This window comes from Sorangiineae bacterium MSr11954 (assembly GCA_037157815.1).
GTDB classification, from domain to species: Bacteria; Myxococcota_A; Polyangia; order Polyangiales; family Polyangiaceae; genus Pendulispora; species Pendulispora albinea.
In genome coordinates this window covers 3,141,362-3,164,511 of sequence record CP089984.1, presented here as the reverse complement: position 1 = coordinate 3,164,511, position 23,150 = coordinate 3,141,362, and the positions used below count along the sequence as shown (strand labels likewise).

Here is a 23,150-nt window from a genome sequence, read left to right as displayed (position 1 = left end):
GAGCCGTATAAAGCGCGTGCGGCGCGCCGTCTTGGCGCGGACTACGGCCGCTTTGTTCCAGACTGCGATGCTCGCCCGTTCGCACCGTTCGCCATCGCACGACCTCGGCGCACGCTTCCCGGCGTCACCCCGCGGCGGGCGCGCATGGCGCGCGTGAGGCTCGCCTGATCGGAGTATCCGCAGCGAAGGGCGATCTCCGCGATGGGGAGGCGCGCCGCCTCAAGCAGACGCTCGGCCCGATCGAGCCGGCGCTCGGCCACGTAATCCATGGGCGTCACCCCGTAAAAGGTACGAAACAGCGCGTGCAGCTGGCTCACGCCGAGCGACGCCGCCGAGGCGATGTCGGCCACCCGCAGCGGACGCGCAAAGTGGCGGTGGATAAAATCGACGGCGCGCTGGAGCCGCTCCGGCGCATGGTCCGCGCCCCCCGCTCCGAGCTCGGCGAGCGCGAGCAGGATCAACCCCGCGCCATGCCGGTGCAGCCGCGCATCCTCCGGCCGTTGCTCCACCAGATGGAGAAGCCCGCGCGCCAGATGGTCGACCCCTGCCTCCACCCGAAACGAGAGACTTCCCTCGAGCGCCCCCAACCCGCGCCCCATGCCCGGGATCCCACCGAGCTCGCCCATCCCCTCCTCGGCGACATCCAAGACCAGAAAACGATTGTCGCCGATGCCGATGAAGGCGTGCGCCTGCCCGGGCGGAATCCAAGCGCCGCGCGCGCGATCCACCCGGTGCGAGCGGTGGCCCAGCTCCAAACCGAGCGCGCCCTCGAGCGGCACGACGATTTGATGCCAATCATGCTGATGGCTGTCGCTCTCCGGTGGATAGCACCGCACCGAGACGCGCGGAGCCGCGGCCGAGGCCGCCGCAACCTCCAACCCAACCTCCAACGAGGAGGGCGAGGGAGAAGACTCCGAAGACCGAGAGAGCTCGCGCGCTGCCATCGACCAGGGTGAAAATTACCATGCGCCGACCGATTTCCATGCACCAACCTGGCGCGACCTGCGTCCTTCGAGGGAAGCATCGAAGCAAACGAAGCAACTGCACCCAAAGAAGAATGCGCCGCACGAGCGGGCGCGAGCATCGGAGTTGGTGGATGACGAACACAACGGGGGTGGGCCGCGCGCCCGCAGAATCGTGCACGCGGGTCTCCGTGCCGGAGCGCGAGGTGTCGAGGTTGGGGGGTGTGCGCTGGTTCATGCCGGGCGAGGCATGGCCCCACGAGCGCACCTGGATGGCATGGCCCACCCGGCGCGATCTCTGGGGCGACGAGCTGGGTCCGATTCAGCAGACCATCGTGCGCCTGGCGCGCGCCATCGCCGAGGTCGAGCCGGTGACCCTGGTGGTGCCGCCCGAACATGCGTGCATCGCCGCGGCAGCCTGCGCGCCGCGCGTCTCCATTCTGCCCATGCCCATCGACGACATCTGGATGCGCGACACGGGCCCCTGCTTCTTGCTCGACGAGCATGGCGATCTGGCGGCCGGCATTTTGAACTTCAACGGGTGGGGCGGAAAGCAAGCGCACGACCACGACGCAACCCTCGCCCGGCGCATCGCCGAGCACCTCGGGATCCCGCAGGTGGCGTCCGATGTGGTGGGCGAAGGCGGCGGCCTCGAGGTGGATGGGGCGGGCACCCTCCTGGCGGCCGCGAGCTGCTGGCAAAACGCGAACCGCAACCCCGGTCGAAGCCGCGCGCAGATCGAGGAGAGCTTGCGGCGGCTCCTCGGGGTCGATCATTTCATCTGGGTCCCCGGCCTCGCCGGCCGCGACATCACCGATGGGCACATCGACGGCATCGCCCGCTTCGTACGGCCGGGCGTGGTGCTCGTCGAGCTTCCGGCCGAGGACGATCCGCGCGATCCTGCGTGGGTCTCGGCCATCGAAACGCGCGACCTCCTGCGCGAGGCCCACGACCTCGGCGGCAAGCGCCTCGAGGTGGTCGAGGTGCGTCAGCCGCGCACGGTTCGATCCCGTCGACGGGACTTCGTGAACAGCTACGTGAACTTCCACGTGGCCAACCACGCCGTGTTCGCCCCTGAGTTCGGCGATCTCCGCGCCGATCGGGCGACCAAGGAGATCCTGGCCGGCCTCTTTCCCGGGCGGCAGATCGTGCAGCTCAACGTCGACCGCATCTGCGAGGGCGGCGGGGGCATCCACTGCGTCACGCAGCAGCAGCCGCAGCGCGCGACGCCCGTGTGATTCCTCTCAATCGCACGCGCGTGTATGTGTAGGATTCGCCCCATGAGCGAAGGCATCGCCCTCGAGGCCGCACCGCGCGGCGTCTTGCTTCCCGAAATCGAGCGCCTCGCGCGCATCGAGGAGGCCGCGCCGCAAATCCTCGCCGCCATCTCCGGCGAGGACGATCCCATCGTCATCCAAGCCACCCTCGCGTCGCTGCTCTGGGAGACCCTCCCGCAAGCGAGCTGGGTCGGCTTCTACCGGCGCGTGGCCCCGCAACAGCTCTCCGTGGGCCCCTACCAAGGCGCCATGGGCTGCCTCCACATCGCTCTCGATCGCGGGGTCTGCGGCGCCTGCGCCCGCACCGGCGAAGTCCAACTCGTGCCCGACGTCCGCCTCTTCCCCGGCCACATCGCCTGCGACGACTCGACCCTCTCCGAGCTGGTGCTCCCCATCCGCGATCCCTCCGGCACCGTCCAAGCCGTGCTCGATCTCGACTCGCACCTGCTCGACGCCTTCTCCCGTACCGAGGCCACCCGCCTCGAACACCTCCTGGCAGCGGCGTTTCCAAGCTCCGTCAGGTGGCCCTGAGGCCAACGCTGTTCACGCGGAGCCTTCTTCTTACCGTACAGCCGCGCACGACCATCGCCGCAGGCGCTTGACGCGGTTCGTCGCGCCACCTATTGTACCGAACGTTCCGTACAACCCGCCGCGAGCCTTCGATGAACACCTTTCCGCCGATGAAGAACCTGCCCCCTTCCCTTTTGTGCTCGGCGACCACGGTCACCGAGAGCTGCGCCGAGGCCGGAGGCGCCGGAGCTCCCGCCAAAGAGCCAGCCCGGGGCGCCGTTGCGGTCGCGCATCGTCAGGTCGAGGTGGACGGGCTGCGCATCTTTTACCGCGAGGCGGGCCCCAAAGATGCCCCCACCTTGCTGCTCCTGCACGGATTTCCCTCGTCGTCGCACCAGTACCGTCGATTGTTCGACCTCCTCGGGGACGAGTTTCACCTGGTGGCCCCCGATTATCCCGGCTTCGGCCACTCCGATGCCCCCGCGAGCCGCACGGCGGGCGGATCGTTTCCGTATACCTTCGACCGGCTCACCGATGTCACGGAGGCGTTTTGCAAGCAGCTCGGGCTCACGCGATTCTTCGTTTACATGTTCGACTTCGGGGCGCCGGTGGGGTTCCGCCTGGCGGTGCGGCATCCCGAATGGATCGCGGGCATCGTCTCGCAGAACGGCAACGCCTACGAGGAGGGCCTCAGCGCGATGATCCGCGCCGAGCATAGCCTCCCCCCCGAGGAGAAGCTCGCCGCGCGCCGCCATTTGATCTCCCGCGAGGGGACGAAGAGCCAATACCTCACGGGCGCCCAGCACCCGGACCGGATTTCGCCGGACGCTTGGACCATGGACCAGTACTTCCTCGACCTCCCCGGCCGCGACGCGGTCATGCTCTCCTTGCTCGACGATTATTCGACCAACATCGCCGCCTATCCCGCGTGGCAAACGTGGCTGCGCGAACATCGCCCGCCGGTCCTCCTCGCGTGGGGAAAGAACGATCCGTTCTTCGTCCCCGCGGGCGCGCAGGCTTATTTGCGCGACGTGCCCGACGCCGAGCTGCACCTGCTCGACGGCGGCCACTTTGCGCTCGAGGAGCACGCCGAGGCGATAAGCTCGCTCATCCGCAGCTTCATCGGTAAGCACTCGGGATGACCGCCCGATGCCGGCCCCCATCATGAGCAAAGAGGACGTGGTCGCGCTCCTCTACGAGACGTTCCGCAAAAATGGCTATGACAGCGCGTCCTTGGCGGAGCTCTCCAAGGAGACGGGGCTCGGCAAATCGAGCTTGTATCATTACTTTCCCGGCGGCAAAGAGGAGATGGCGCTCACCGTGCTCGATCTCGTCGATGCCTCGATGCAAAAAGACCTCATCGAACCGCTGCTCGACGACGCAAACGACGTATCGCCCCAGGTAAAGCTCGAACGCGCGCTCGAGACCCTCGAGGGCGTCTACGCGCGAGGCCGCAAAGGGTGCATCCTCGGGGTCCTGAGCGCCGCCTCGTCCCGTCATCGCTTTCAAAAGCGGCTCAAACGCTCCTTCCACGCGTGGATCGAGGCCTTCGCACGGCTCGCCCTCGAGGCGGGGCTCGCAAAAGAAACAGCGCACGCCCGCGCCGAAGACGCCGTGCTCCGCATTGAAGGCGCCCTCGTCGTCTCGGCGGGGCTCAACGATCCAAAGCCGTTCCACCGGACCATGGCGGATCTGCGCCGGCATTTTCTCGAGTGACACCGAGGCTCGCGGCCGCCCCCCGCGGAGACGCGCTCCGCGTGTCCCCTTTACCGACCCAGCGTCCGATACGACTGGGCATAGTGCGCCGCGATTTCATCGCTCGTGGTCACCCAAACGCCCTCGCGACCCGTGATGTATGCGAGCACCTTCTCCAGGTATTTGTGGCGAAACGCCTGGCCCATGACGAAGGGATGCAGGGCGAGGGCCATCACCCGGCCGGTGTGCTCTCCTTCTTGGTAGAGCCGATCGAATTGGTCGACCACGCGCTGGTAAAATTCATCGCCGGATAGGCTCTTCCCGACGAACAATCCAATGTCATTCAACTCGACCGAATACGGCACCGAGAGCACCCCCGGGACGTTGAGCGGGAACGGCTGATCGTCGGCCGTCCAATCGAGCACGTACGATAGCCCCAGCTCTTTGATGAGCCTCGGCGTTTCGAAGGTCTCCGTGAGGGCCGGCCCCATCCAGCCGTTGACCGGGCGCCCGGTGGCGCCGGAGATGGTTTCGACCACGTCCTTCAAATACCTCCGCTCCTCCTCCACCGTCATATCGGCCTGGAAGATCGAGTTGTTCTTTCCGTGCGCCAGCCAAGCCCACCGGCGTTGATTTCCGGCTTCGATGATTTGAGGATAGAGGCGGGCGACGTCCGAGTTCAGCAAGACCGATGGGCGAACGCCGTATTGGTCGAAAGCCTCGATCATGCGCCAGATTCCCACGCGCACCCCGTAGTCGCGCCAGCCGTAGTTCAGCGCGTCGGGCTTGAGGTGCGAGGTGCCCGCGAAGATGCTCGTGGAGGGTTTGTCCACCTCGTAGTGCTCGATGTTCAAGCCGATGTAGAACGCGACCCGCGCGCCATTGGGCCAGACGAGCTTGGGGCGATGAACGATGGGCGAATAGTCGTAGAGTGCGTTATCCATGTTGGGTCTCCGCTCCGAATGGGAGGATTGCGAGGTCGAGGAGGAAGATAAATGCATCTGAAACTGCGGAGAACTGCGCTATAGTTCCGAACACATCGGACATGTGTGTCCGAAATCGAGGGACCGCACATGGACAGTCTCGGCGCGCTCAACGCCTTCGTTCAGGCCGCGGAGGCCCGCAGCTTCACGGAGGCGGGCCGGCAGCTGGGCGTCTCGTCTTCGGCCATCGGCAAGGCCATCGCCCGGCTGGAGGAGCGCCTTCGGGTGCGGCTCTTTCACCGATCGACCCGCACCATCACCTTGACCCCGGAGGGCGCCCTGTTTCTCGAGCGCTGCCGCCGCATCTTCTCCGAGGTGGAGGCGGCCGAGCTCGAGCTGGCGCAAACGCAAGGCGCGCCGCGCGGAAAGCTGCGCGTCAGCATGCCCCTCGCCGGCATGCTCATGATGCCCGCCCTCTCGGCCTTCATGCGCGCCTACCCCGACGTCGAGCTCGACGTGGACTTCAGCGACCGCTTCGTCGACATCATCGAAGAGGGCTTCGACGCCGTGGTGCGCGCGGGCGAAATCGACGACTCACGGCTGATGAACCGCACCCTGGGCATTTTCCGGCTGAAGCTGGTGGGCTCACCCGACTATTTCGCCCGCCGGGGCACCCCGCAAAAGCCCGACGATCTTCGATCGCACGCGTGCTTGCTTCACCGCTATGCCACCAGCGGCAAGTTCGAGCGCTGGCCCCTGCGCCGCGGACGCAGAGACGTCGACCTGGAGCTGCCGGCGACCGCGGTGGTGAACACCATCGAGCCGCTCATCGCCATGGCCGAGCAAGGCCTCGGCATCGCGTGCCTGCCGGACTTCGGCGTCCGCCGTCAGCTCGAAGCGGGCACCCTCGTCACCGTGCTCGATCCTTACGTGCACCACGAGGGCATCTTTCGCATGCTGTGGCCATCGAGCCGCTACTTGTCCCCCAAGCTTCGGGTGTTCGTGGATTTCATGGCCGAGCGCCTCTTTGCGACCGAGTCCGAGCTCGATGGGCGCAAAACTTAAAATGCCTTGACGGACATATGCCGTGCGAGACATATATAGACCATGCTGAGCACCTTCGAGATCGTGGCCGAGCCGAGCCGGCGGCGCATCCTGGATCTCCTGCGCGTGGAGAACCGCGCCGTGGGCGACCTCGTGCGCGAGGTGGGACTGGCGCAGCCCGCCATCTCCAAACACCTTCGCATTCTTCGCGAGGCGGGCCTGGTCTCCGCCGAGGTGGACGCCCAACGGCGTCTTTATCGGCTGCAAGCGGGGCCGCTTCGGGAGCTCGACGAGTGGGTGGCGCCGTATCGGCCGCACTGGGATGACCGACTCGATGCGCTCGAACGCCACCTCTCGACCATGGTCGATGGCGATGCCCCTGCGCGGGGGCGCCGCCGATGAAGAAGCGCGAGACCTTCGAGCGCAAGCTCCCGCACCGCCCCGAAAAGGTGTGGCGCGCGCTCACCGAGGAGGGCGAGCTCTCGGGTTGGTTCCCCGCCACCATCGAGGGCGAGCGCGGGAAAGGCGCGCAGCTTCGTTTCGTCTTTCGCAACGGTGAGGGCCCCGAGGTCGGGGGGACCATCACCGAGTGGGACCCGCCGCGCGTTCTCGCGTACACCATGGGCGACGAGTCGCTCCGCTGGGAGCTCTCCCCCACCCCCGAGGGATGCGTGCTCGTGCTCCACACCGAGCTTGCGCGCGACGGCGTGAGCACGGAGCGGAAGCCCGCGAACGACAACGGGCCGGCCCAGGCCTGCGCCCAGCGGCTCGCGGCCTAATCGTTCGTTCGTTCTTTCAATTTCGAAAAACCTATTCGCACCTAGGAGGCACACGTCCATGAAGCGTCCGGAGACGCGCGCGCAGGCCATGGAGACATTGGAGCGCGCCCGCGACATTATTTTGCCGACCGTCGTCGAGACCACGCACAAGGGGGACCGCGCTTGGGGCATTTTCGATCGACTGCTCAAGGACCGCATCGTCTTTTTGGGCAATGAGATCGACGATACGGTCGCCAACATCATCATTGCACAATTTCTGTTTTTGGAGAGCGAAGACCCGGACAAAGAGGTCATGCTCTACATCAACTCGCCGGGCGGCGTCGTCTACAGCGGCCTCGCCATCTACGATACGATGCAGCACGTCCGCACGCCCGTCTCCACCATGTGCGTCGGCATGGCGGCGTCGGCCGCCGCCGTGCTCTTGGCGGCTGGGCAGAGAGGGCGAAGGGTCGCGCTCCCCAACGCGCGCATCTTGATCCATCAGCCGCACGGCGGCGCCCGCGGCCAAGCGTCGGATATCGAAATTCAAGCGCGCGAGGTGCGCTTTTTGAAGGATACGCTCGTGCGCATCCTCGCCAACGCCACCGACAAATCGCGCGAGACGCTCCTGGCCGATATGGATCGCGACAATTACATGAGCGCGGGCGCCGCGAAGGAGTACGGGTTGATCGATACCATCCTCGAGCCGCACCCGAAAAAAGCTGCGGCGTAGGGCTCGGGGTGGCTCAGGGATTGTGACTCACCGTCACGGGAAACTGCAGGAGCTGACCTATCACCTGCGTGGGTGCGTCTGCCGGCGCGAGATCGACCGGTTGTTGCAGCTGGTAGACGCTCCCCTGCGGTGGAAAGACGGTCAGGCTGTCGTCGAAGAGCGTGGCCGTCTTGGTGTTCGCGAGCACCAGAGGAGGTCCACCGTTGGGCGGCCTCTCGACGGTAACCTCGAAGTCGAGGAGCAGGGCGCTCGTGAACTTCGGAGGAAATTTGCTCACGAGCTCCAGCGGGCTGAGTGGGGTCGTGTTCACGTCGGCCTGCGCGAGCGTGATCGCGCCGAGCATGGGCGAGCTCGCCGACACCTCGAAGCCAATGACCTTGAGCTTGACCCCACCCAAACCGCCTTTGCCGCCTTTGATGATGTCCTCGACACGGACGATCATGCCGCCCTTGAAGTCGAGTGAGACGACGCCGAGAACGTCCACCTTGAGCGGGACGTGAGCAGCATGCATGGTGCATGGAACTTCAATGCCGATGGGCGGAAGCAATCCGCCGAGAGACAGGTCTTGTAGAGACATGAACCACCCCTCCTGTCAGAAACGGTCGAGTTGGGTGCCACCACCCACACACACCATGGACAGGGCCCCCCGCTGTCGCGAATAACGACATTGACCGTCGGGCGAGGGGGAGTCAAATCCTGATTTGCATTTTGCGTTTGCAATTCGCATCGTCCGTTCCGCTGATGTGGGTCGCATCCTTTTCGTGACCTCGGCAGCGCCATGCGTTCGGCGGTGTTCGCGCGCCCATCACGCTCCAGGAGGTTCGAACCGCAAGGTCGACTCTGCCGTTCAAAGAAGCGCACCGAGGCGCTAGCATGCCCTCGAGCCATGACCTACGTTCCCCTCACCCCCCACGAAGCCCCTTGGCACGCGACCGCGCTCGCCGGGCCTTCGCACCTCGGCCCCCTCGACGCGCCCCTCGTCGGCGGCGCGGGCGCCCTGGCGGTGCGCGAGCAACTCGGACGCATCGAGCCCTTCGACGCCGGATCACCGGAGGGCGCCTTCGGAGAGCGCGCGGCGGTGCTCACGTGGATCGGCGCCGGCGTATTTGGCAATCCCCAATGGGATATCCGTGACGCCCTCCATTGCGCGGCGGCGGATGCCGAGGCCGGTCGCGGAGGCGCGCGGCGCGCGATCGAGGGCTCGGCCCTCGTGGTGCGCTGAGAGTCCCATGGCACGTATGGACGTCAATCGATCGGGCGAGATGGAGGTCTTCGTCCGCGCGGTGGAGCTCGAGGGCTTTTCGGCCGCGGCGCGCGCGTTCAAGATGACCCCTTCGGCCGTGAGCAAGCTGCTCGCGCGGCTGGAGGCGCGGCTCGGGGTGCGGCTGATCAACCGCTCCACGCGCAAGCTCACGCTCACCCCCGAGGGGTGCGCCTTTTACGAGCGCGCCATTCGCATCCTGGGCGACATGGATAGCGCCGAGCGGGAGGTGGCGGCGGGATCGACGCCGCGCGGGCGGCTGCGGGTCAACGCGAATGTGCCCTTTGGCCTGCACCATTTGCTCCCCCTCGTTCCCGGGTTTCTCGAGCGCCACCCGGAGATCACCATCGAGGTGGTGCTCACGGACGCCGTGGTGGACCTGCTCGAGCAGCGCACGGACGTCGCCATCCGCACGGGCGCGCTCCGTGAATCGCGGTTGGTCGCGCGCAAGCTGGGCGAGAGCCGGATGATCGTGGTCGCCTCGCCCGCCTATTTGAAGAAGCACGGCGAGCCAAAGTCCCCCGCCGATTTGGCCGCCCACAATCGATTGGGCTTTTGCTTCGCCCGCGAGACGAGCGGCTGGCCTTTTCTCGATGTGCGCGCCGCGCGCGATCCCGGCGCTTCCGGCGCTTCCCGCGATTCCGGCGCTTCCCGCGATTCCGGCGCTTCCCGTGAGGCGCGCGCCGCCCCGGCGACGACCCTGCTTGCGCCGAGCGGCAACGCGCAGGTCAGCGACGGAGAGGCGATGCGGCAGCTCGCGCTCGCGGGCCTTGGCATCGCCCGCCTGGCCACCTTTCACGTGGGCCCGGATGTCGAAGCAAGACGGCTGGTGCCCATCTTGGAAGCGTACAACCCCGGGGAGGTGGAGCCGGTGCACGCCGTGTTCGTGCGGCAGAGCGGTCACCTCCCGGCGCGGGTCCGCGCCTTTTTGGACTACTTGGTCGCGCACGTTCGCATCTCGTAACGAGGGTGCCACCGGGCGATGGCGCCGGCGGCGGCAAGCGCGGCCGTGCTCGAACGCTTTCGCCGAGGCTTTCGACGCGATGCTTCACAACGCGTCTTGTATAATAGACACATCGTCATTATACAGGACGCCATGGAACACGTACGTGGACTGCTGGTCGCCGTTCTGGCGATGACCGCTGCCGCAGGTTGCAAAGAGAAAGACGTCACCAAGGAAGCCGCACCGGCCGCGCAGGCCGCCGCCGAGACGAAGCTTTCGTCGGCGGGGAGCACCATCGTGCTGGGGCACGTGGGCTCGCTCACGGGAAACGAAGCCACCTTCGGCCAGTCGAGCGACCGCGGGTTCAAGCTCGCCATCGACGAGCAAAACACCAAGGGCGGCATCAAGGGAAAGAAGATCGAGCTGAAGACGCTCGACGATCAGGGCAAGCCGGAGGAAGCGGCGGTGGCGGCCATTCGGCTCGCGACCCAGGATCATGTATCGGTCATCTTTGGCGAGGTGGCCTCGACCCGATCGCTCGCCATGGCCCCGGTCGCGGAGTCGAACCACATCCCGATGATCACCCATATGTCGACCAACCCGAAGGTCACCAAGGACGGCGACAAAACGCGGCAATACGTCTTTCGCACGTGCTTCATCGATCCGTTTCAAGGCACGGTGATGGCGAAGTTCACGCGCGAGAACCTGAAGATCGACAAGGTGGCCATCCTGCGCGACGTGGGGAGCGACTACTCCGTGGGCCTCGCGCAGTTCTTCACCGGCACGTACAAGAACCTGGGCGGCGCCATCGTGGCCGAGCAAAGCTACAAGTCCGGGGATCAGGACTTCAAGGCGCAGCTCACGGCCATCAAAGGCAAGAACCCCGACGCCATCTATGTGCCAGGTTATTACACGGAGGTCGCGCTCATCGCCCGCCAAGCGCGGGAGCTCGGCTTGAAGCAGCCGCTCCTCGGCGGCGACGGGTGGCCTTCGGACAAGCTCTTCGAGATCGCCAAGGGCGCGCTGGATGGCTCGTATTACTCGGGTCACTACAGCGAGGAGAACCCCGCGCCGGTGGTGCAGGAGTTCGTGGCCAAGTACAAAACGGCCTACGGCACGGTGCCCGACGCGTGGGCCACCCTCGCCTACGACACCGCGCGGCTCACCGTGAGCGCGCTGGAGCGGGCCAAGGAGCTCACGGGGCCGGCCATCCGCGATGCGCTGGAGCAAACGAAGGACTTCACCGGCGTGACCGGCGCCATTGCGTTCGACGCCGATCACAACCCCATCAAACCTGCCGCCGTGCTGGGGATCGAGAAGAACAAATCGAAGTTCGCCTCGACCGTCAATCCCTGATACGCCCGCTCAGATGCCCGCCATGGAAGCTTCGGGGGCCTTGGGCGCCTCGGCGCGGAGGAACGACCCGAGGAAAGGCAGCGGGTAGAGCAGCAAGTACAAATTCGGGATCCACCACCCCACGTCCACGTCGCATCGGGCCGCCCAGAACGCAACGGCTTGCAGGCCCGAGCACGACGTCAGCACCAGGGAAAACACGGCCAGGCGCACGGCCACCACCGGACGCTTTCGGCCGATGGCAAGGCTGCCGAGCCCGGTCGCCGAGATCAGCAGATCGAGCGGAAGAAACGACCAATTCCAGGCGACCGCCAGCGACTGATCGTAGTCCTTGAACAGCCACGCCGCCGGCAGCACGTGCAGCGCCGTGATGGCCCAGTAGAGGAGAAACCCAATATCGGTGAGCAGAAAGAACGGGCGCACGCGCCGTAGAAACGTGGGGAGCATTCCTCTACGGCATTAGCCCGAGCGCGCCAGGCGTCAAGGGAACGACGTGAGCCCTCCCGCCGGGTGCCCCGAGCCTCGGCCCCCACAGGCGCGAAGCCGCGCGACCTTCACCCGAAGGAAACAACGGCGTCACGACGCGGCGCTCATCCGGCGGCAAAGGCTCGGGGCCCCCGTCGCCCCGAACCTTGGACGCCCCCTCGTTACGGCGTGAGCTCGTTCAGACACGTATCGAGCTTGTCGCAGGCCCCCACACCGCCGCTCCCATGGCGCGGCCCTGATCGCCCAGGGCGCCCGTCGCCCCGAACCTTGGACGCCCCCTCGTTACGGCGTGAGCTCGTTCAGGCACTTGTCGAGCGCGCTGCACGAACCCGCAACGCACCCCGCGCCAATGGCGCGGCCCTCGTCGTCGAGGGCTGCCAGCAAGGTGCACGCGTCCTTGACCCGCTGTGTGGAATGACAAGCCTCGTTCTTTTCGAAGCACCGCTGGACGTAATCGGGCGTGTTGGGATCGCAGGCACGAATGCCCTCGGTCATGCAGCCGTCGTAGTTCTCCGACTCACATGTCGCGAGCTGCGCAACGCAGTCGCGCACCGTCCTGACGAAGCACCCGGCCGCCCGACCGTGATCGGCAAGGCAGTTGCCCGCCTTGCCTTGGTACGCCTCGCACTTCTTCGACTCGATGAGGGAGCAGAGCCCCTGGCGCTCGGCGTTGGTGCTCGTCGCGTTGATCTTACCACCCGAAGGCGGCGCGCCCGGCCCTCCATCGGGGGAAACGTCGCCGCCGTTGCCCGAGGAGCTCGACCCTCCGCACGCGCCGCACGCAATGGATGCCATCAACGAGACGAAGGTCGCTGCCGCAAAAGACGCGAAAGACGCGAAAGACGCGACAGACGCGACAGACGCGACAGAGGCGCGAGATGGGCGATGGTTCATGGTCCATCTCGCGTATCACCCAGCATCGGCCCTTGCAATGTAAGCCATTCCGCGACCACGTGTGTCGAGGCACGCGCACCTCCGATCTCGCTTCAGGCACCAATACCCTGCAGCGGGCGCCTGCCGCGGACCGCTAGAAGCCTCCGCGAACGCCAAAGCGGAATTGCCGCGGCTCTTGGTAAGAGTTGGCGCTCCCGAAGTTGGGATTCAGGCTCTTCGGATCGAAGGCGGCGCCGGTGGGCGTTTGGATGTTCCCCAGATCCCCGCGCGAGCCGTTCACGATGGGGAGAACGTCCGACGTCGTGTACGTCGGGTCCGAGCTCAATGGCCCTTGCAGGTTGAGCAGATTGAAAATGTCCAAGGTGAGGCCGAACGACGTGCCGCTCTGGAAGCGCCACACATAGCCCGCGTGCGTCCCCACGCTGCCGTTCCACGGCAGGCGATCGCCGCTGCCGCGCGGCAGGATGTAGATGCGGTCGGGCCCGTACAGGTTGTGCGCGCCCAGGTAGCTCGTGGGCCCGCCGGAGCGCGCGGAGACCGAGGCCCCGAGCTGCAGCTCCGACTCCCGCGTCACCGCGAAATCCTTGGCGCCGAAGACCTTGATGGCGTGACGATGATCGTTCGGCAGATCGCCCTGTTGGTTCGGCAGGAGCGACTTCAGGTCGAAGGTGGAGTTCATGTTCGGATCGAGCTGCCCGGTGGCCGGATCGTACAGGCCCGCCTGGTTGCCCCGCAGCCACGAGAGCGTGTAGCTCACCTGCGCGAGCCAGCGATCGGCGAACGCCTTCATCACGTACGCGGTACCCGCGTCGTAGTTGCGCGTGGCCTCCGGAAAGCTGCTCGCCAGGCCCTTGCCGGGATTGCCGATGAAGAAGCTGGCGCCTTCGTCCTTGCTCATGTCCTCGATGACGTGGTTCATCCATCGGCGCGTGTAGGAGATGCCGGCCCGCGCGTTCTTCGAGATCTGGTATTCGCCGCCCGCCACGATTTCGCTCGACGACTGGGGGTCGAGATCCGGATCGATGATGGCTTTGCCGGCGCCGAACGGCAGGTATTGCCGATCGGTGAGCCCGTTGGCCTGAAAGCCGCCCGAGGCCGGGTACCTCACGCGCGCCGCGGAGGTGCGGCAGACGCCAGACGCCTGATTGGGGTTCAGCGGATCGCACGCGGACGATGAAACCGCCTGGCGCAGCTCCTCCTCGCCGGTCTGGCGATCCATCAGATCGAGGGGGACGCTCTGGTAAAAGCGCGCATAGTTGAAAAAGAGCTTCGATTGCCCGTTTTGCGTCGGATCGAAGATCACGCCGATGCGCGGTGAAAGTTGATGGGGCATCGTGATCAGGAGCTTGCCATCGGTGCCGAACATGAATTGGTTGTCGTAGCGAAGGCCGGCGTTCAAGGTGATCCTGTCGACGATTTGCCAGCTGTCCTGGATGAAGCCCCCGGCGTTGAGCGAGTGCGAGCGCGACACCAATCGATCGAGCAGCAAGGCCTCGTCGGGCCGGGTCAATTGACCGTAGCCGTGGGCGGCAAAGAAGGTCGCTCCGTCGGTGGCCTCGCGCCATTGCACGGTGCCCGAATAACCGCGGCTGTACCACGAGGTGGAGAGCTCCAGCTCCGCGCCCACTTTGATCACATGATGCCCTGCGCCCTGCGCGAGGACGGTGAGGATGCTCTTGGCCGCATAGGTATCGAGGACGAGCTGCTCGAGCTGCCCGGGTCCGCCGCCCGTATAGGTGAGCATGGGACAGGGAGAGCCCATATTGCCATTGCGCAAGGCCATGGGACGGCAGCCTGGTACATTCTCGAAGTCGGTCAAATTGTGCAACGATGGATCGGTGCGGCGAAAGGGCACTTGCGCGACGGCCGAGAGCCCCAACCCGCTCCCCACGTCGAAGCCATCGGCCCCGAGCTTTCCGCCGAGCTCGTGATGCCAACCCGCCGAGGTCTCGATGATCTTGGCTTTGTTGTCGAGCTCCGAGGTCCACTTGAGGACCGTATCGTAGGCGCCGGAGCGGTAGGTGTGCGCCAATGCCCCATAGGCGCCTGCGAGGTTCAACTCGGTAATGGCACCTTCGACCAGGCCGGATTGCGGGTTGACCGCGTAATCGCCTCCCCCGCCCGCGAAGGTCGGGGTGGCGGCGAAGGTCAACGCCAGCTTGTTGTCCGGATTGATGCGATAATCCACCTTGGCAAAGAATTGATACGAGGTCTGGGTGGCCTCGAAGGACTCGGTCGAGCCGGGGATTGGCTCCCGGCCGAGGACCGCGCCATCGTTGGGATCGAGGACGTCGCGGTGGATGCTTCGATCCAAATCGTAGATGGCCCGCGAGACGCCGAAGCCCACGTAGTACCAAAGCTTGTCTTTGACGATTGGGCCGCTCTGGTCGAAGCCGAGGTCGAAGACATCGCCGAGCGAGCGCCGCGTCTGGACCGCGTAGCCCTGAAAGTAGGGGTATTTGCGCGGGCCTTCCAGGGCGCCCGGGGTCCAGTTCGCCCAGACGTTGCCGTGGAGCTCGTTGGAGCCGGATTTGGTGACCACATTGAAAATGCCGCCGGTCGAGCGCCCGTATTCGGGCATGTAGCCGCCCGAGAGCACATTGACTTCTTTGATGAACTCGATCGATAGCGGCGAGCCATTGGTCCCGTAGCGCGCGTTGCTCGTTCGCAGTCCGTCGATGACATAGGTGTTCTCGGGCGAGGTGCTGCCCGCGATGGCCGTGCCGAATTGATCGGAGGATGCGCCAGGTGTCGCCTCGGCGACCGATTCGAAGGTGCGCTGGGCGCCGCCGCGGGCCCCCGGGTTGGTCACCGGGATGCGCGATGTAAAGCTACTATCGATATTTCCGCCGGTGGTGCTGGAGCCCACGTCGACGGTGGGAGCGTGGGCAACGATGACCACTTCTTGGGCCGCGAGCCCCTCGGGCAAAAGATCGGCGTCGAGGCGAATGGTCGTATCGGCGCGAAGTTGGATTTCGTCTTTTCGATGAGGCCTGTAGCCTTCTTTGTCCAAACGCAGCGTATAGACGCCCGGCGCCAACGATGGCACCCGGTACGCACCCGATTTGTCCGTGGTGACGATTTGTTCCCCTTGGAGTGCCGGCGATGTGACTGTGACAACAACATCGACCAGCGGCTTTTTGGATGACGCATCGACAACTTTGCCCGTGAGGACCGCCGCGCCTTGCTGGGCGCGGGCGGACGTCGTCCATGCGACGGAAACGGCCAAAGCGGCCAAACCCAATGCCCCATGCGGCGTGTACGTCGAAACACCGCAAAGACCCGAGAACATCCCCCGGAACGATGGCAATCGCATGATTCCCCCTCCCTGTCCGACCTATGCGATGAGGTTCGAACACGGCGCACAATACCGGAGGAGGCCGCTTACCGCCCCTGACTTTCATCGGCCGGCGACGAATATCCACTCTTTCTGGTGAGCTCCTACTTGTGGTAACCCCCGAAGGGATGAGTCGCGTGGCTTCGACGCCGCCAGCTCCAAGTTCGCCGCGCGCGGAGCGACGGCGCAAAAGGGTCTTCGAGGGGATCGAGGCCCTCGATCGCTGGCTCGGAGACGTGATCCGTCATGGTCTCGCGGGCCTCGAGGAGCGACCGGCTGCGTTTTGGGAGACGCAGGCGGCGCGGCTGGTGGATGCGCAAGCGCCGGGATTGGCCGCGCGCGTGCGGCGCTTGGCGCGCTGCGGTGCGGATGTCCCGCTCGAGCTCCAGCGCGGCGCGCCACCGGATTCGCGGCGCACGCCGCCCGATTCACGGCGGCAAGAGGACGCCGATTGGCCCGTCCGGTTGCTCCACGAGCTGGGACGCGTGGCCATGCTCACCCACGCGTTTCGCCGCCTCGACGCGCTCCCCGAGCCGCTGCAGGCCGACGTGCGCCAGCTCGTGGGCTGGTCGCTCACGCAGGAGGAGGTGCTCGCGCGCGGCGAGGCGGCGGCCGATGCGTGGATGGTCGCGGGGCAATCGATCACGGAGGAGGATCGGTTGCGGGTGCAGCGAACCTGGCTCGCCGGGATGCGCTCGGGCAAGACGGCGCTGCTCCTTCAATATGCGGCGGGGAGCGCGGCGTTCGCCGAGAGTTGGGTTCCGGGGACGGTCTTCGAGGGCGAGCTGGTTTATTGGCCGAGCGCTTGTCCGCAGCGGGCCTTGGTTCGCACGCGCGGCGAGGCGCTCCGCCCCTCTCCCCCGGCGCTGCCGGGCTTCGATCGGATCGAGGCCTTTCGCACGGCGTATGCGCGGGCGCTGGGGTGTCAGCCGTGGCTCGATCGGATGCTCGCGGGGTTGCTCGCGGTGACCCCGGTGCACCACGAGGGCGCGTTTCTGGTGCGCGACACCGCGGGGGCCGCGTTGCCGCTGGGCATGGGCGACGTGTGGACGCTCTTTGCCTTGTCGGGCGGCGCGCCCGTCGACCTCGCGGCCGAGTGGGACGGACAGTCGCTCACGCCGCTGGCCGTGCTCGCCGCGGGCGAATACCACGCGCCGGAGAGCGTACCGGTGGCGGCGTCCGACTCTCCGCGCAGCGGGGGTGCGCAGCTGGCCGCGGGCTCGCCCTGCCGCCGATCGATGGATGCGCTCACCCGCTGGGCGGTGGCCGGCACCTCGCGGCAGACGGAGCTCACCGGGGACGCCGATCCGCTGGCCGAGCGGATCGTGGGCGCGCTCGACGCGCCGCTCGAGCATCGCATGTTGCTGGCGGCCGGCGCGCGCGCGGTGGCCGAAACGGCGGGTGCCCGCGCGCTGGAGAGCCACCATCCCTTTCCGCCGGCGGAGGCCGAGAGCCGCCCGGCGTGCTCCGCCAAGGCGGCGCGCCTGTTGGAGACGATTTTGCGTGGGCAGCACAAGGAGCTCCTGCTGGAGGCGCTGGTGCTCCTCGACCGCGCAGGGCAAAGGCTCCCGCACGCGCTCCTCCCGCGCGCGCTGAACGCCCGCAGCGAGGCGCATCGGGCGGCCACGCGGCGCGTGATGGGGCAGCGCGGGATCTGGCTCGCGCGCATGAACCCCGCGTGGGAGTGGGCGCTCACCAGCCCTGCGTCCAAGCCCGCCTTTCGTCCGCGGGCGGCGGCGCCGCTCGCGCCCGAAGACGTGGCGCGGCTCGACGAGGTGCTGGCCCTCGACGCGGGGGAGCTCACGGCGCTGGTGGTGCGCCTGCGGCCGCAAGGGATCGGCGCGCGGGCGTTTTGGCTCTCGCGCACCTTGGCCGAGATCCCGCCGTCGCACTGGACCGAGCGATGGACCATGAGCGCCGCCGCGCTGGTGGCGGCCGCCGAGCGAACGGATTGGGCCGCGGCCCTCTGCGAAGGGTGGACGCGGGCCGCGCTCCTTCATGGCAGCACCGAGTGGCTGCGGGCGCTGTGGGACTTCTGGCAGCGGTGCGACGAGAAGGTCGCCAGTTTGTCGGTCGCCAACGCCATGCTCGTGCAGATCGTGCAGCACCTGCCGGAGGCCGAGGCGTGCGCCTGCGTGGAGCCGCTCTTCGGCGAGATGGCGATCCCGAGCCGCATCACCTTGCCCATGGCGCTCTGCGCCTTGAGCACCCCGTGGCCCGACGCCATCGGCGCGCGCTACATCGAGGCCATCCGGCGCGAGCTCGGCACCGGCTCCTCGCGCATGTACGCGATCGTCGCGTCGCTCCGCGATGCGTCGCTGGCGCTCTCGCACGCGAGCGTGCGCCTGGCGTGTGCCACCTTGGATGGCGAGGGTCCTCCGCCCTCGAGCCATCGCGCCTTCGTCGAATTCATGGACGTCATCCGCATCCGCCACGAACTCGTTCAGGAGATCGCACCTTGAGCCCATCGCCCGTTCTTCGTCATCACGCCGAGCAGCAGTTCGCCGAGGAGCTCGCGGAGCTCGCCCGAGCCGACGAACGACCGCGGCCGCCGAACTGGAGGCTCTCGCCCTGGGCCGTGCGCATCTACCTCTGCGGCGGCAAGCTGGCGAGCGGCTTCGAGGTGAGCGCCAAGTACATCGGCAACGTGCGCCTCATCGAGGTGGCCATCGCCACCTTGGCCACCGATCGCGCGCTCCTCCTCTATGGCGTCCCCGGGACGGCCAAGTCCTGGGTGAGCGAGCACCTGGCGGCCGCCATCAGCGGCGACTCGACCCTGCTGATCCAAGGCACCGCCGGCACCGACGAGAGCGCCCTGCGCTACGGATGGAACTACGCGCGGCTGCTCGCCGAAGGGCCGTCCGATCGCGCGCTGGTGGTGAGCCCCATGATGCACGCGATGCGCGACGGCAAGATCGCGCGGGTCGAGGAGCTGACGCGCATCCCGGGCGACGTGCAGGACGCGCTCATCACGATCCTGTCTGAAAAGACGCTCCCCATCCACGAGCTCTCGAGCGAGGTGCAAGCGCGAAAAGGCTTCAACGTGATCGCCACCTCGAACAACCGCGACAAGGGGGTGAACGAGCTCTCGAGCGCGCTCACGCGGCGCTTCAACACGGTGGTCCTGCCCGTCCCGGAGACCCTCGAGCAAGAGGTGGAGATCGTGGCCAAGCGGGTGGCAGAGCTGGGGCGCGCGCTGGAGCTGCCGGCGGAGAAGCCGGCCATCGAGGAGATCCGGCGGGTGGTGACCATCTTCCGCGAGCTGCGCGATGGGATGACCGTCGATGGGGCGACCAAGCTGAAATCGCCCTCCGGCACGCTGTCGACGGCGGAGGCCATCTCGGTCATCAACGGAGGCTTGGCCATGGCCGGCTACTACGGCGACGGCGTGATGCGCGGCGGCGATCTGGCGGCGGGCCTCACGGGCGCCATCGTGCGCGATCCGGTGCAGGATCGGCTGGTGTGGCTCGAGTACCTGAAGACGGTCGCCAAGGAGCGCGAGAGCTGGCAGGAGCTTTACCGCGCCTGCATGGACGTCGTGTAGCGCCGTGATGGTGCACGTCTTCGGCATCCGGCACCACGGCCCGGGCAGCGCGCGCACGGTGCGCCTTGCCTTGGACGAGCTCGGGCCCGACATCGTGCTGGTCGAGGGTCCGCCCGATGCGCAATCGGTGCTGCCGCTCCTCGTTCACCCGGCCATGAAGCCGCCGGTGGCGCTCTTGGTCTATGCGAGCGACGCGCCGAGCCAGGCGGTCTTTTACCCCTTCGCCATCTTCTCGCCCGAGTGGCAGGCGCTCACCTATGCGCTGGAGCGGGGCATCCCCGCGCGCTTCATGGATTTGCCGCTGGCGCACCAGCTCGGGGACACCGCGCAGGAGACGCCCTCCGCGCCGGACGAGGCCGTCCACGATCCCCTGGCTGCGCTGGCGGCCGCCGCCGGATACCGCGATCGGGAGCTCTGGTGGGAGCAGCAAATCGAGCAGCGCGCCGATCCCCGCGGCGTCTTCGAAGCGATCCTGGAGGCGATGCGTGCCCTGCGCGCGGGGCTGCCGCCGCACGCGGGCGAGTCGGCGCACGCGGTCCGGGAGGCGCGGCGCGAGGCGCACATGCGCCGGACGATTCGGGCGGCGCAGCGAGAGGGGTTCGCGCGCATCGCCGTGGTGTGCGGGGCGTGGCATGCGCCGGCGTTGGAGGACCCCGCCGGGGGCGATGGCGAAGGGCGGGCCGCGCGCGACGAGCACGATGAGCGCGCAGCGCGGGATCGACGCGACGAAGCGCTGCTCAAGAAGCTGCCGCGCACGAAGACGGAGGCCACCTGGGTGCCGTGGACGTCGGCGCGCCTCGCGTACCGAAGCGGATATGGCGCTGGTATCGCATCGCCCGGCTGGTATGCGCACCTCTGGCGATCGGGCGATCGCCCGGGGCGCGCGTCGATCACGTGGATGGCGCAGATCGCAGGGCTGCTGCGCGAGGCGGATCTCGATGCGCCGCCGGCCAGCGTGATCGAAGCGGTGCGCCTCGCGGAGACCCTCGCCGCGTTGCGCGAGCTGCCGATCCCGGGGCTCGCCGAGCTCTCGGACGCGGCGCTGTCGGTGTTGTGCCAGGGCGCACCGGCGCCCATGGAGCTGATTCGCACCAAGCTGGAGGTGGGCGAAGACCTCGGCGAGGTGCCGGAGGAATCGCCCGCGGTGCCGCTGCAGCGCGATCTGGCGGCGGCGCAGCGGCGCCTGCGGCTCAAGCCGGCCGCCGAGCCCAAGCCGCTCGAGCTCGATCTGCGCGGCGAGCACGATCGCGAACGAAGCCACCTGCTCCACCGGCTGGTGCTGCTCGACATTCCATGGGGCACGCCGCAGCAGGTGAGCGCCAGCAAGACGGGGACCTTTCACGAGCACTGGTCGCTGGCCTGGCGGCCGGAGCTCACCGTCGCGTTGGTGGAGGCCAGCATCTACGGCAACACGTTGGAGTCGGCGGCCACCGCCAAGGTCTCGGAGCAGGCCGAGGGCGCGAGCTTGCCGCGGCTCACGGCCTCGCTCGATGCCACGATCCTGAGCGATCTGCCCGAGGCGACGGATCGCGTATTGGCGTGCGTTCAGGAGCGCGCCGCGCTCTCGGCCGACGTGCTCGCCCTGATGACCGCCTTTCCACCGCTCGCGCGCGCCACCCGCTACGGCAGCGTCAGGCAGACACGCTCGGAGCACCTGGTCACCATCGTCGACGGCTTGTTCGAGCGCATCGCGGTCGGCCTCGTCCCCGCGTGCGCCTCCCTCGACGATGCGGCCGCCGTGGACATGCGCGGCGCCATCGCGCACATGGACGAGAGCGTCGCGCTGCTCCACCATTTGGGCAGCGCCTGGACGGAGCTCCTTCACGATGTGCTCGGGCGCGAGCCCATTCACGGCCTGGTGCGCGGGAGCGCGTGCCGCATCTTGGTCGAGCGAGGGAGCGTCGATCGGAACGAGCTCGAGCGGCTCGCGCGCCTGGCCCTCTCGCCGGTGGCCGTGCCCGCGCAAGCCGCCGCCTGGATCGAAGGGCTCTTGCGGGGCAGCGCGCTGCTCCTGTTGCAACATGATGGCCTCTGGGGCGCGCTCGACGCGTGGCTCGGCGGGCTGCGCGACGAGGTGTTCGTCGAGATGCTGCCGCTGGTGCGCCGCGGCTTCTCCGCCTTTGGTCCGATCGAGCGCCGCCGCATGGGCGAGCGGGTGCGGCAGCTGCGAAACCCCGCACCGCGCGCCGAGGCCACCTGCGACACGGACCGCGATGCGGCGCGCGCCGCGCTGGTGCACCCGGTGCTTTCGCAAATCCTGGGGGTCGACCTTCCATGAGCGACGATCGCGAGCGACTGCGCCGATGGCGCCTGGTGTTGGGCGCGGAGACCGATCCGGATCTGGGTCCGCTGGCCGGCGACGACGCGGGCATGGACCACGTGCTGCAAGCGCTCTACGACAGCGATCGCAAGGGCGGCCTTGGAAGCTCCTCGCCCAACGTGGCCCGCTGGCTCGGCGACATCCGCGAATATTTTCCCTCGTCCATCGTGCGCGTGATGCAGGCCGACGCGCTCTCCCGCTTGAACCTCACGCAGATGCTCCTCGAGCCCGAGACCCTCGAGGCGGTGGACGCCGATGTTCACTTGGTGGCCACCCTGCTCTCGTTGAGCCAAGTCATCCCCCAAAAGACGAGGGACACCGCCCGGCGGGTGGTGGCGAACGTGGTGGCCGAGCTCGAACGAAGGCTGCGCGAGCCCATGCTCCAAGCCGTTCGCGGCAGCCTCCATCGCGGAAGCCGCGTGCGTCGCCCGCGCACCTCCGAGATTGACTGGGACCGCACCATCCGAGCCAACCTCAAGACGTACCTCCCCGCGGAGCGCGTCCTGGTTCCCGAGCGCCTGGTGGGGCACGGCCGCAAGCGCACCGGCCTGCGCGACATCGTTCTTTGCGTCGATCAAAGCGGCTCGATGGCCAGCTCCGTCGTCTACTCCAGCATTTTTGGAGCCATCCTGGCGTCCCTGCGCTCGGTGAGCACGCGCATGCTCCTCTTCGATACCGCCATCGCCGATATGACCCAGCGGCTGGACGATCCCGTCGATCTTCTCTTTGGCGCGCAGCTCGGCGGCGGGACGGACATCCGCCAAGCGCTCGCCTATTGCCAGCGCATCATCGTGCGCCCGCTCGAGACGATCGTGGTGCTGATTACCGATTTGTTCGAGGGCGGCAGCTCGGACGAAATGGTCGACCGCGCCGCCGCGCTCGTGCGAAGCGGGGTGCAAATGGTGTGCTTGCTCGCCCTCTCCGATCAGGGAGCCCCAAGCCACGATTCGGCCAACGCGGCCCGCTTCGCGAGCCTGGGGATCCCCACCTTCGCCTGCACACCCGATCTTTTTCCGGATCTCATGGCGACCGCCCTCGCACGGGGCGACATTTCGGCGTGGGCCGCGCGCCACGACATCGTCACCGTGCGATCGAGCGGTTAGATCGGAA

The 23,150-nt window shown here is 67.3% G+C and carries 21 protein-coding genes; 15 read left to right on the top strand and 6 right to left on the bottom strand.

All coding sequences use genetic code 11. The features are described from left to right. Nucleotides 1-41 precede the first annotated feature (41 nt). Nucleotides 42-878, bottom strand: coding sequence for an AraC family transcriptional regulator (locus tag LZC94_12325; protein ID WXB18033.1), 837 nt, complete (start codon nt 876-878; stop codon nt 42-44). A gap of 218 nt (nt 879-1,096) precedes the next feature. Between LZC94_12325 and LZC94_12320 the strand changes: the two genes are divergently transcribed. The 4 genes from LZC94_12320 to LZC94_12305 all read left to right on the top strand — a co-directional run bounded on the left by LZC94_12320 (nt 1,097) and on the right by LZC94_12305 (nt 4,465). After that, nucleotides 1,097-2,200, top strand: coding sequence for an agmatine deiminase family protein (locus tag LZC94_12320; GenBank protein ID WXB18032.1), 1,104 nt, complete (start codon nt 1,097-1,099; stop codon nt 2,198-2,200). A gap of 42 nt (nt 2,201-2,242) precedes the next feature. Continuing rightward, nucleotides 2,243-2,770 carry a GAF domain-containing protein gene (locus LZC94_12315; GenBank protein ID WXB18031.1) on the top strand — a complete coding sequence of 176 codons (528 nt, stop codon included), beginning with the start codon at nt 2,243-2,245 and terminating at the stop codon, nt 2,768-2,770. Nucleotides 2,771-2,901: 131 nt separating this feature from the next. Continuing rightward, nucleotides 2,902-3,891, top strand: a complete 990-nt coding sequence (locus LZC94_12310) for an alpha/beta hydrolase (protein WXB18030.1) — start codon at nt 2,902-2,904, stop codon at nt 3,889-3,891. 7 nt (nt 3,892-3,898) lie between these two features. Beyond that, entirely contained in the window at nt 3,899-4,465 is a 567-nt protein-coding gene (locus LZC94_12305) for a TetR/AcrR family transcriptional regulator (protein ID WXB18029.1), read from the top strand. Nucleotides 4,466-4,515: 50 nt separating this feature from the next. On the opposite strand, the gene LZC94_12300 is transcribed toward LZC94_12305, so the two are convergent. Further along, entirely contained in the window at nt 4,516-5,388 is an 873-nt protein-coding gene (locus LZC94_12300; protein ID WXB18028.1) for a polysaccharide deacetylase family protein, read from the bottom strand. Nucleotides 5,389-5,517: 129 nt separating this feature from the next. On the opposite strand from LZC94_12300, the gene LZC94_12295 reads away from it, so the two are divergent. The 4 genes from LZC94_12295 to LZC94_12280 all read left to right on the top strand — a co-directional run bounded on the left by LZC94_12295 (nt 5,518) and on the right by LZC94_12280 (nt 7,902). Further along, nucleotides 5,518-6,432, top strand: a complete 915-nt coding sequence (locus LZC94_12295) for a LysR family transcriptional regulator (protein ID WXB18027.1) — start codon at nt 5,518-5,520, stop codon at nt 6,430-6,432. Nucleotides 6,433-6,474: 42 nt separating this feature from the next. After that, on the top strand, nt 6,475-6,813 hold the full coding sequence (locus LZC94_12290; GenBank protein ID WXB18026.1) for a metalloregulator ArsR/SmtB family transcription factor: 339 nt from the start codon (nt 6,475-6,477) through the stop codon (nt 6,811-6,813). Then, nucleotides 6,810-7,190 (top strand): SRPBCC family protein, encoded by a 381-nt coding sequence (locus LZC94_12285; protein ID WXB18025.1) that lies wholly within the window; start codon nt 6,810-6,812, stop codon nt 7,188-7,190. Before LZC94_12290 ends, LZC94_12285 begins: the two co-directional genes overlap by 4 nt. 88 nt (nt 7,191-7,278) lie before the next feature. Further along, nucleotides 7,279-7,902, top strand: a complete 624-nt coding sequence (locus tag LZC94_12280) for an ATP-dependent Clp protease proteolytic subunit (GenBank protein WXB20182.1) — start codon at nt 7,279-7,281, stop codon at nt 7,900-7,902. 13 nt (nt 7,903-7,915) lie between these two features. Here the strand turns inward: LZC94_12280 and LZC94_12275 are convergent, their stop codons facing one another. Continuing rightward, nucleotides 7,916-8,413 (bottom strand): hypothetical protein, encoded by a 498-nt coding sequence (locus LZC94_12275; protein ID WXB18024.1) that lies wholly within the window; start codon nt 8,411-8,413, stop codon nt 7,916-7,918. Nucleotides 8,414-8,788: 375 nt separating this feature from the next. Here LZC94_12275 and LZC94_12270 point away from each other — a divergent pair, with 375 nt between their 5' ends. The 3 genes from LZC94_12270 (at nt 8,789) to LZC94_12260 (ending at nt 11,462) form a co-directional block, all read left to right on the top strand. Further along, entirely contained in the window at nt 8,789-9,124 is a 336-nt protein-coding gene (locus tag LZC94_12270) for a hypothetical protein (GenBank protein WXB18023.1), read from the top strand. Nucleotides 9,125-9,131: 7 nt separating this feature from the next. Continuing rightward, on the top strand, nt 9,132-10,127 hold the full coding sequence (locus LZC94_12265) for a LysR family transcriptional regulator (protein ID WXB18022.1): 996 nt from the start codon (nt 9,132-9,134) through the stop codon (nt 10,125-10,127). A 132-nt stretch (nt 10,128-10,259) separates the two neighbouring features. Continuing rightward, nucleotides 10,260-11,462 carry an ABC transporter substrate-binding protein gene (locus LZC94_12260; GenBank protein WXB18021.1) on the top strand — a complete coding sequence of 401 codons (1,203 nt, stop codon included), beginning with the start codon at nt 10,260-10,262 and terminating at the stop codon, nt 11,460-11,462. A gap of 9 nt (nt 11,463-11,471) precedes the next feature. Here LZC94_12260 and LZC94_12255 read toward each other — a convergent pair whose 3' ends face one another. The 3 genes from LZC94_12255 to LZC94_12245 all read right to left on the bottom strand — a co-directional run bounded on the left by LZC94_12255 (nt 11,472) and on the right by LZC94_12245 (nt 16,068). Continuing rightward, a complete protein-coding gene (locus LZC94_12255; protein ID WXB18020.1) occupies nt 11,472-11,906 on the bottom strand; it encodes a YvaD family protein in 435 nt (144 codons plus the stop codon). 321 nt (nt 11,907-12,227) lie between these two features. After that, nucleotides 12,228-12,740 (bottom strand): hypothetical protein, encoded by a 513-nt coding sequence (locus tag LZC94_12250; GenBank protein WXB18019.1) that lies wholly within the window; start codon nt 12,738-12,740, stop codon nt 12,228-12,230. Between the two features lie 232 nt (nt 12,741-12,972). Further along, the gene (locus tag LZC94_12245) at nt 12,973-16,068 is read right to left on the bottom strand and encodes a TonB-dependent receptor (protein WXB18018.1); all 3,096 of its coding nucleotides are present in this window, start codon (nt 16,066-16,068) and stop codon (nt 12,973-12,975) included. A 245-nt stretch (nt 16,069-16,313) separates the two neighbouring features. Between LZC94_12245 and LZC94_12240 the strand changes: the two genes are divergently transcribed. Genes LZC94_12240 through LZC94_12225 form a run of 4 tightly spaced genes read left to right on the top strand, consistent with a single transcriptional unit; the run spans nt 16,314 to nt 23,143 of the window. Next, on the top strand, nt 16,314-18,638 hold the full coding sequence (locus LZC94_12240; GenBank protein ID WXB18017.1) for a DUF5691 domain-containing protein: 2,325 nt from the start codon (nt 16,314-16,316) through the stop codon (nt 18,636-18,638). Continuing rightward, nucleotides 18,635-19,720, top strand: a complete 1,086-nt coding sequence (locus tag LZC94_12235) for an AAA family ATPase (GenBank protein ID WXB18016.1) — start codon at nt 18,635-18,637, stop codon at nt 19,718-19,720. Before LZC94_12240 ends, LZC94_12235 begins: the two co-directional genes overlap by 4 nt. A gap of 7 nt (nt 19,721-19,727) precedes the next feature. Beyond that, nucleotides 19,728-21,998: a DUF5682 family protein gene (locus tag LZC94_12230; GenBank protein ID WXB20181.1), complete on the top strand. Its 2,271-nt coding sequence runs from the start codon at nt 19,728-19,730 to the stop codon at nt 21,996-21,998. Continuing rightward, entirely contained in the window at nt 21,995-23,143 is a 1,149-nt protein-coding gene (locus LZC94_12225) for a VWA domain-containing protein (GenBank protein ID WXB18015.1), read from the top strand. The genes LZC94_12230 and LZC94_12225 overlap by 4 nt, the downstream gene beginning before the upstream one ends. Nucleotides 23,144-23,150 lie beyond the last annotated feature (7 nt).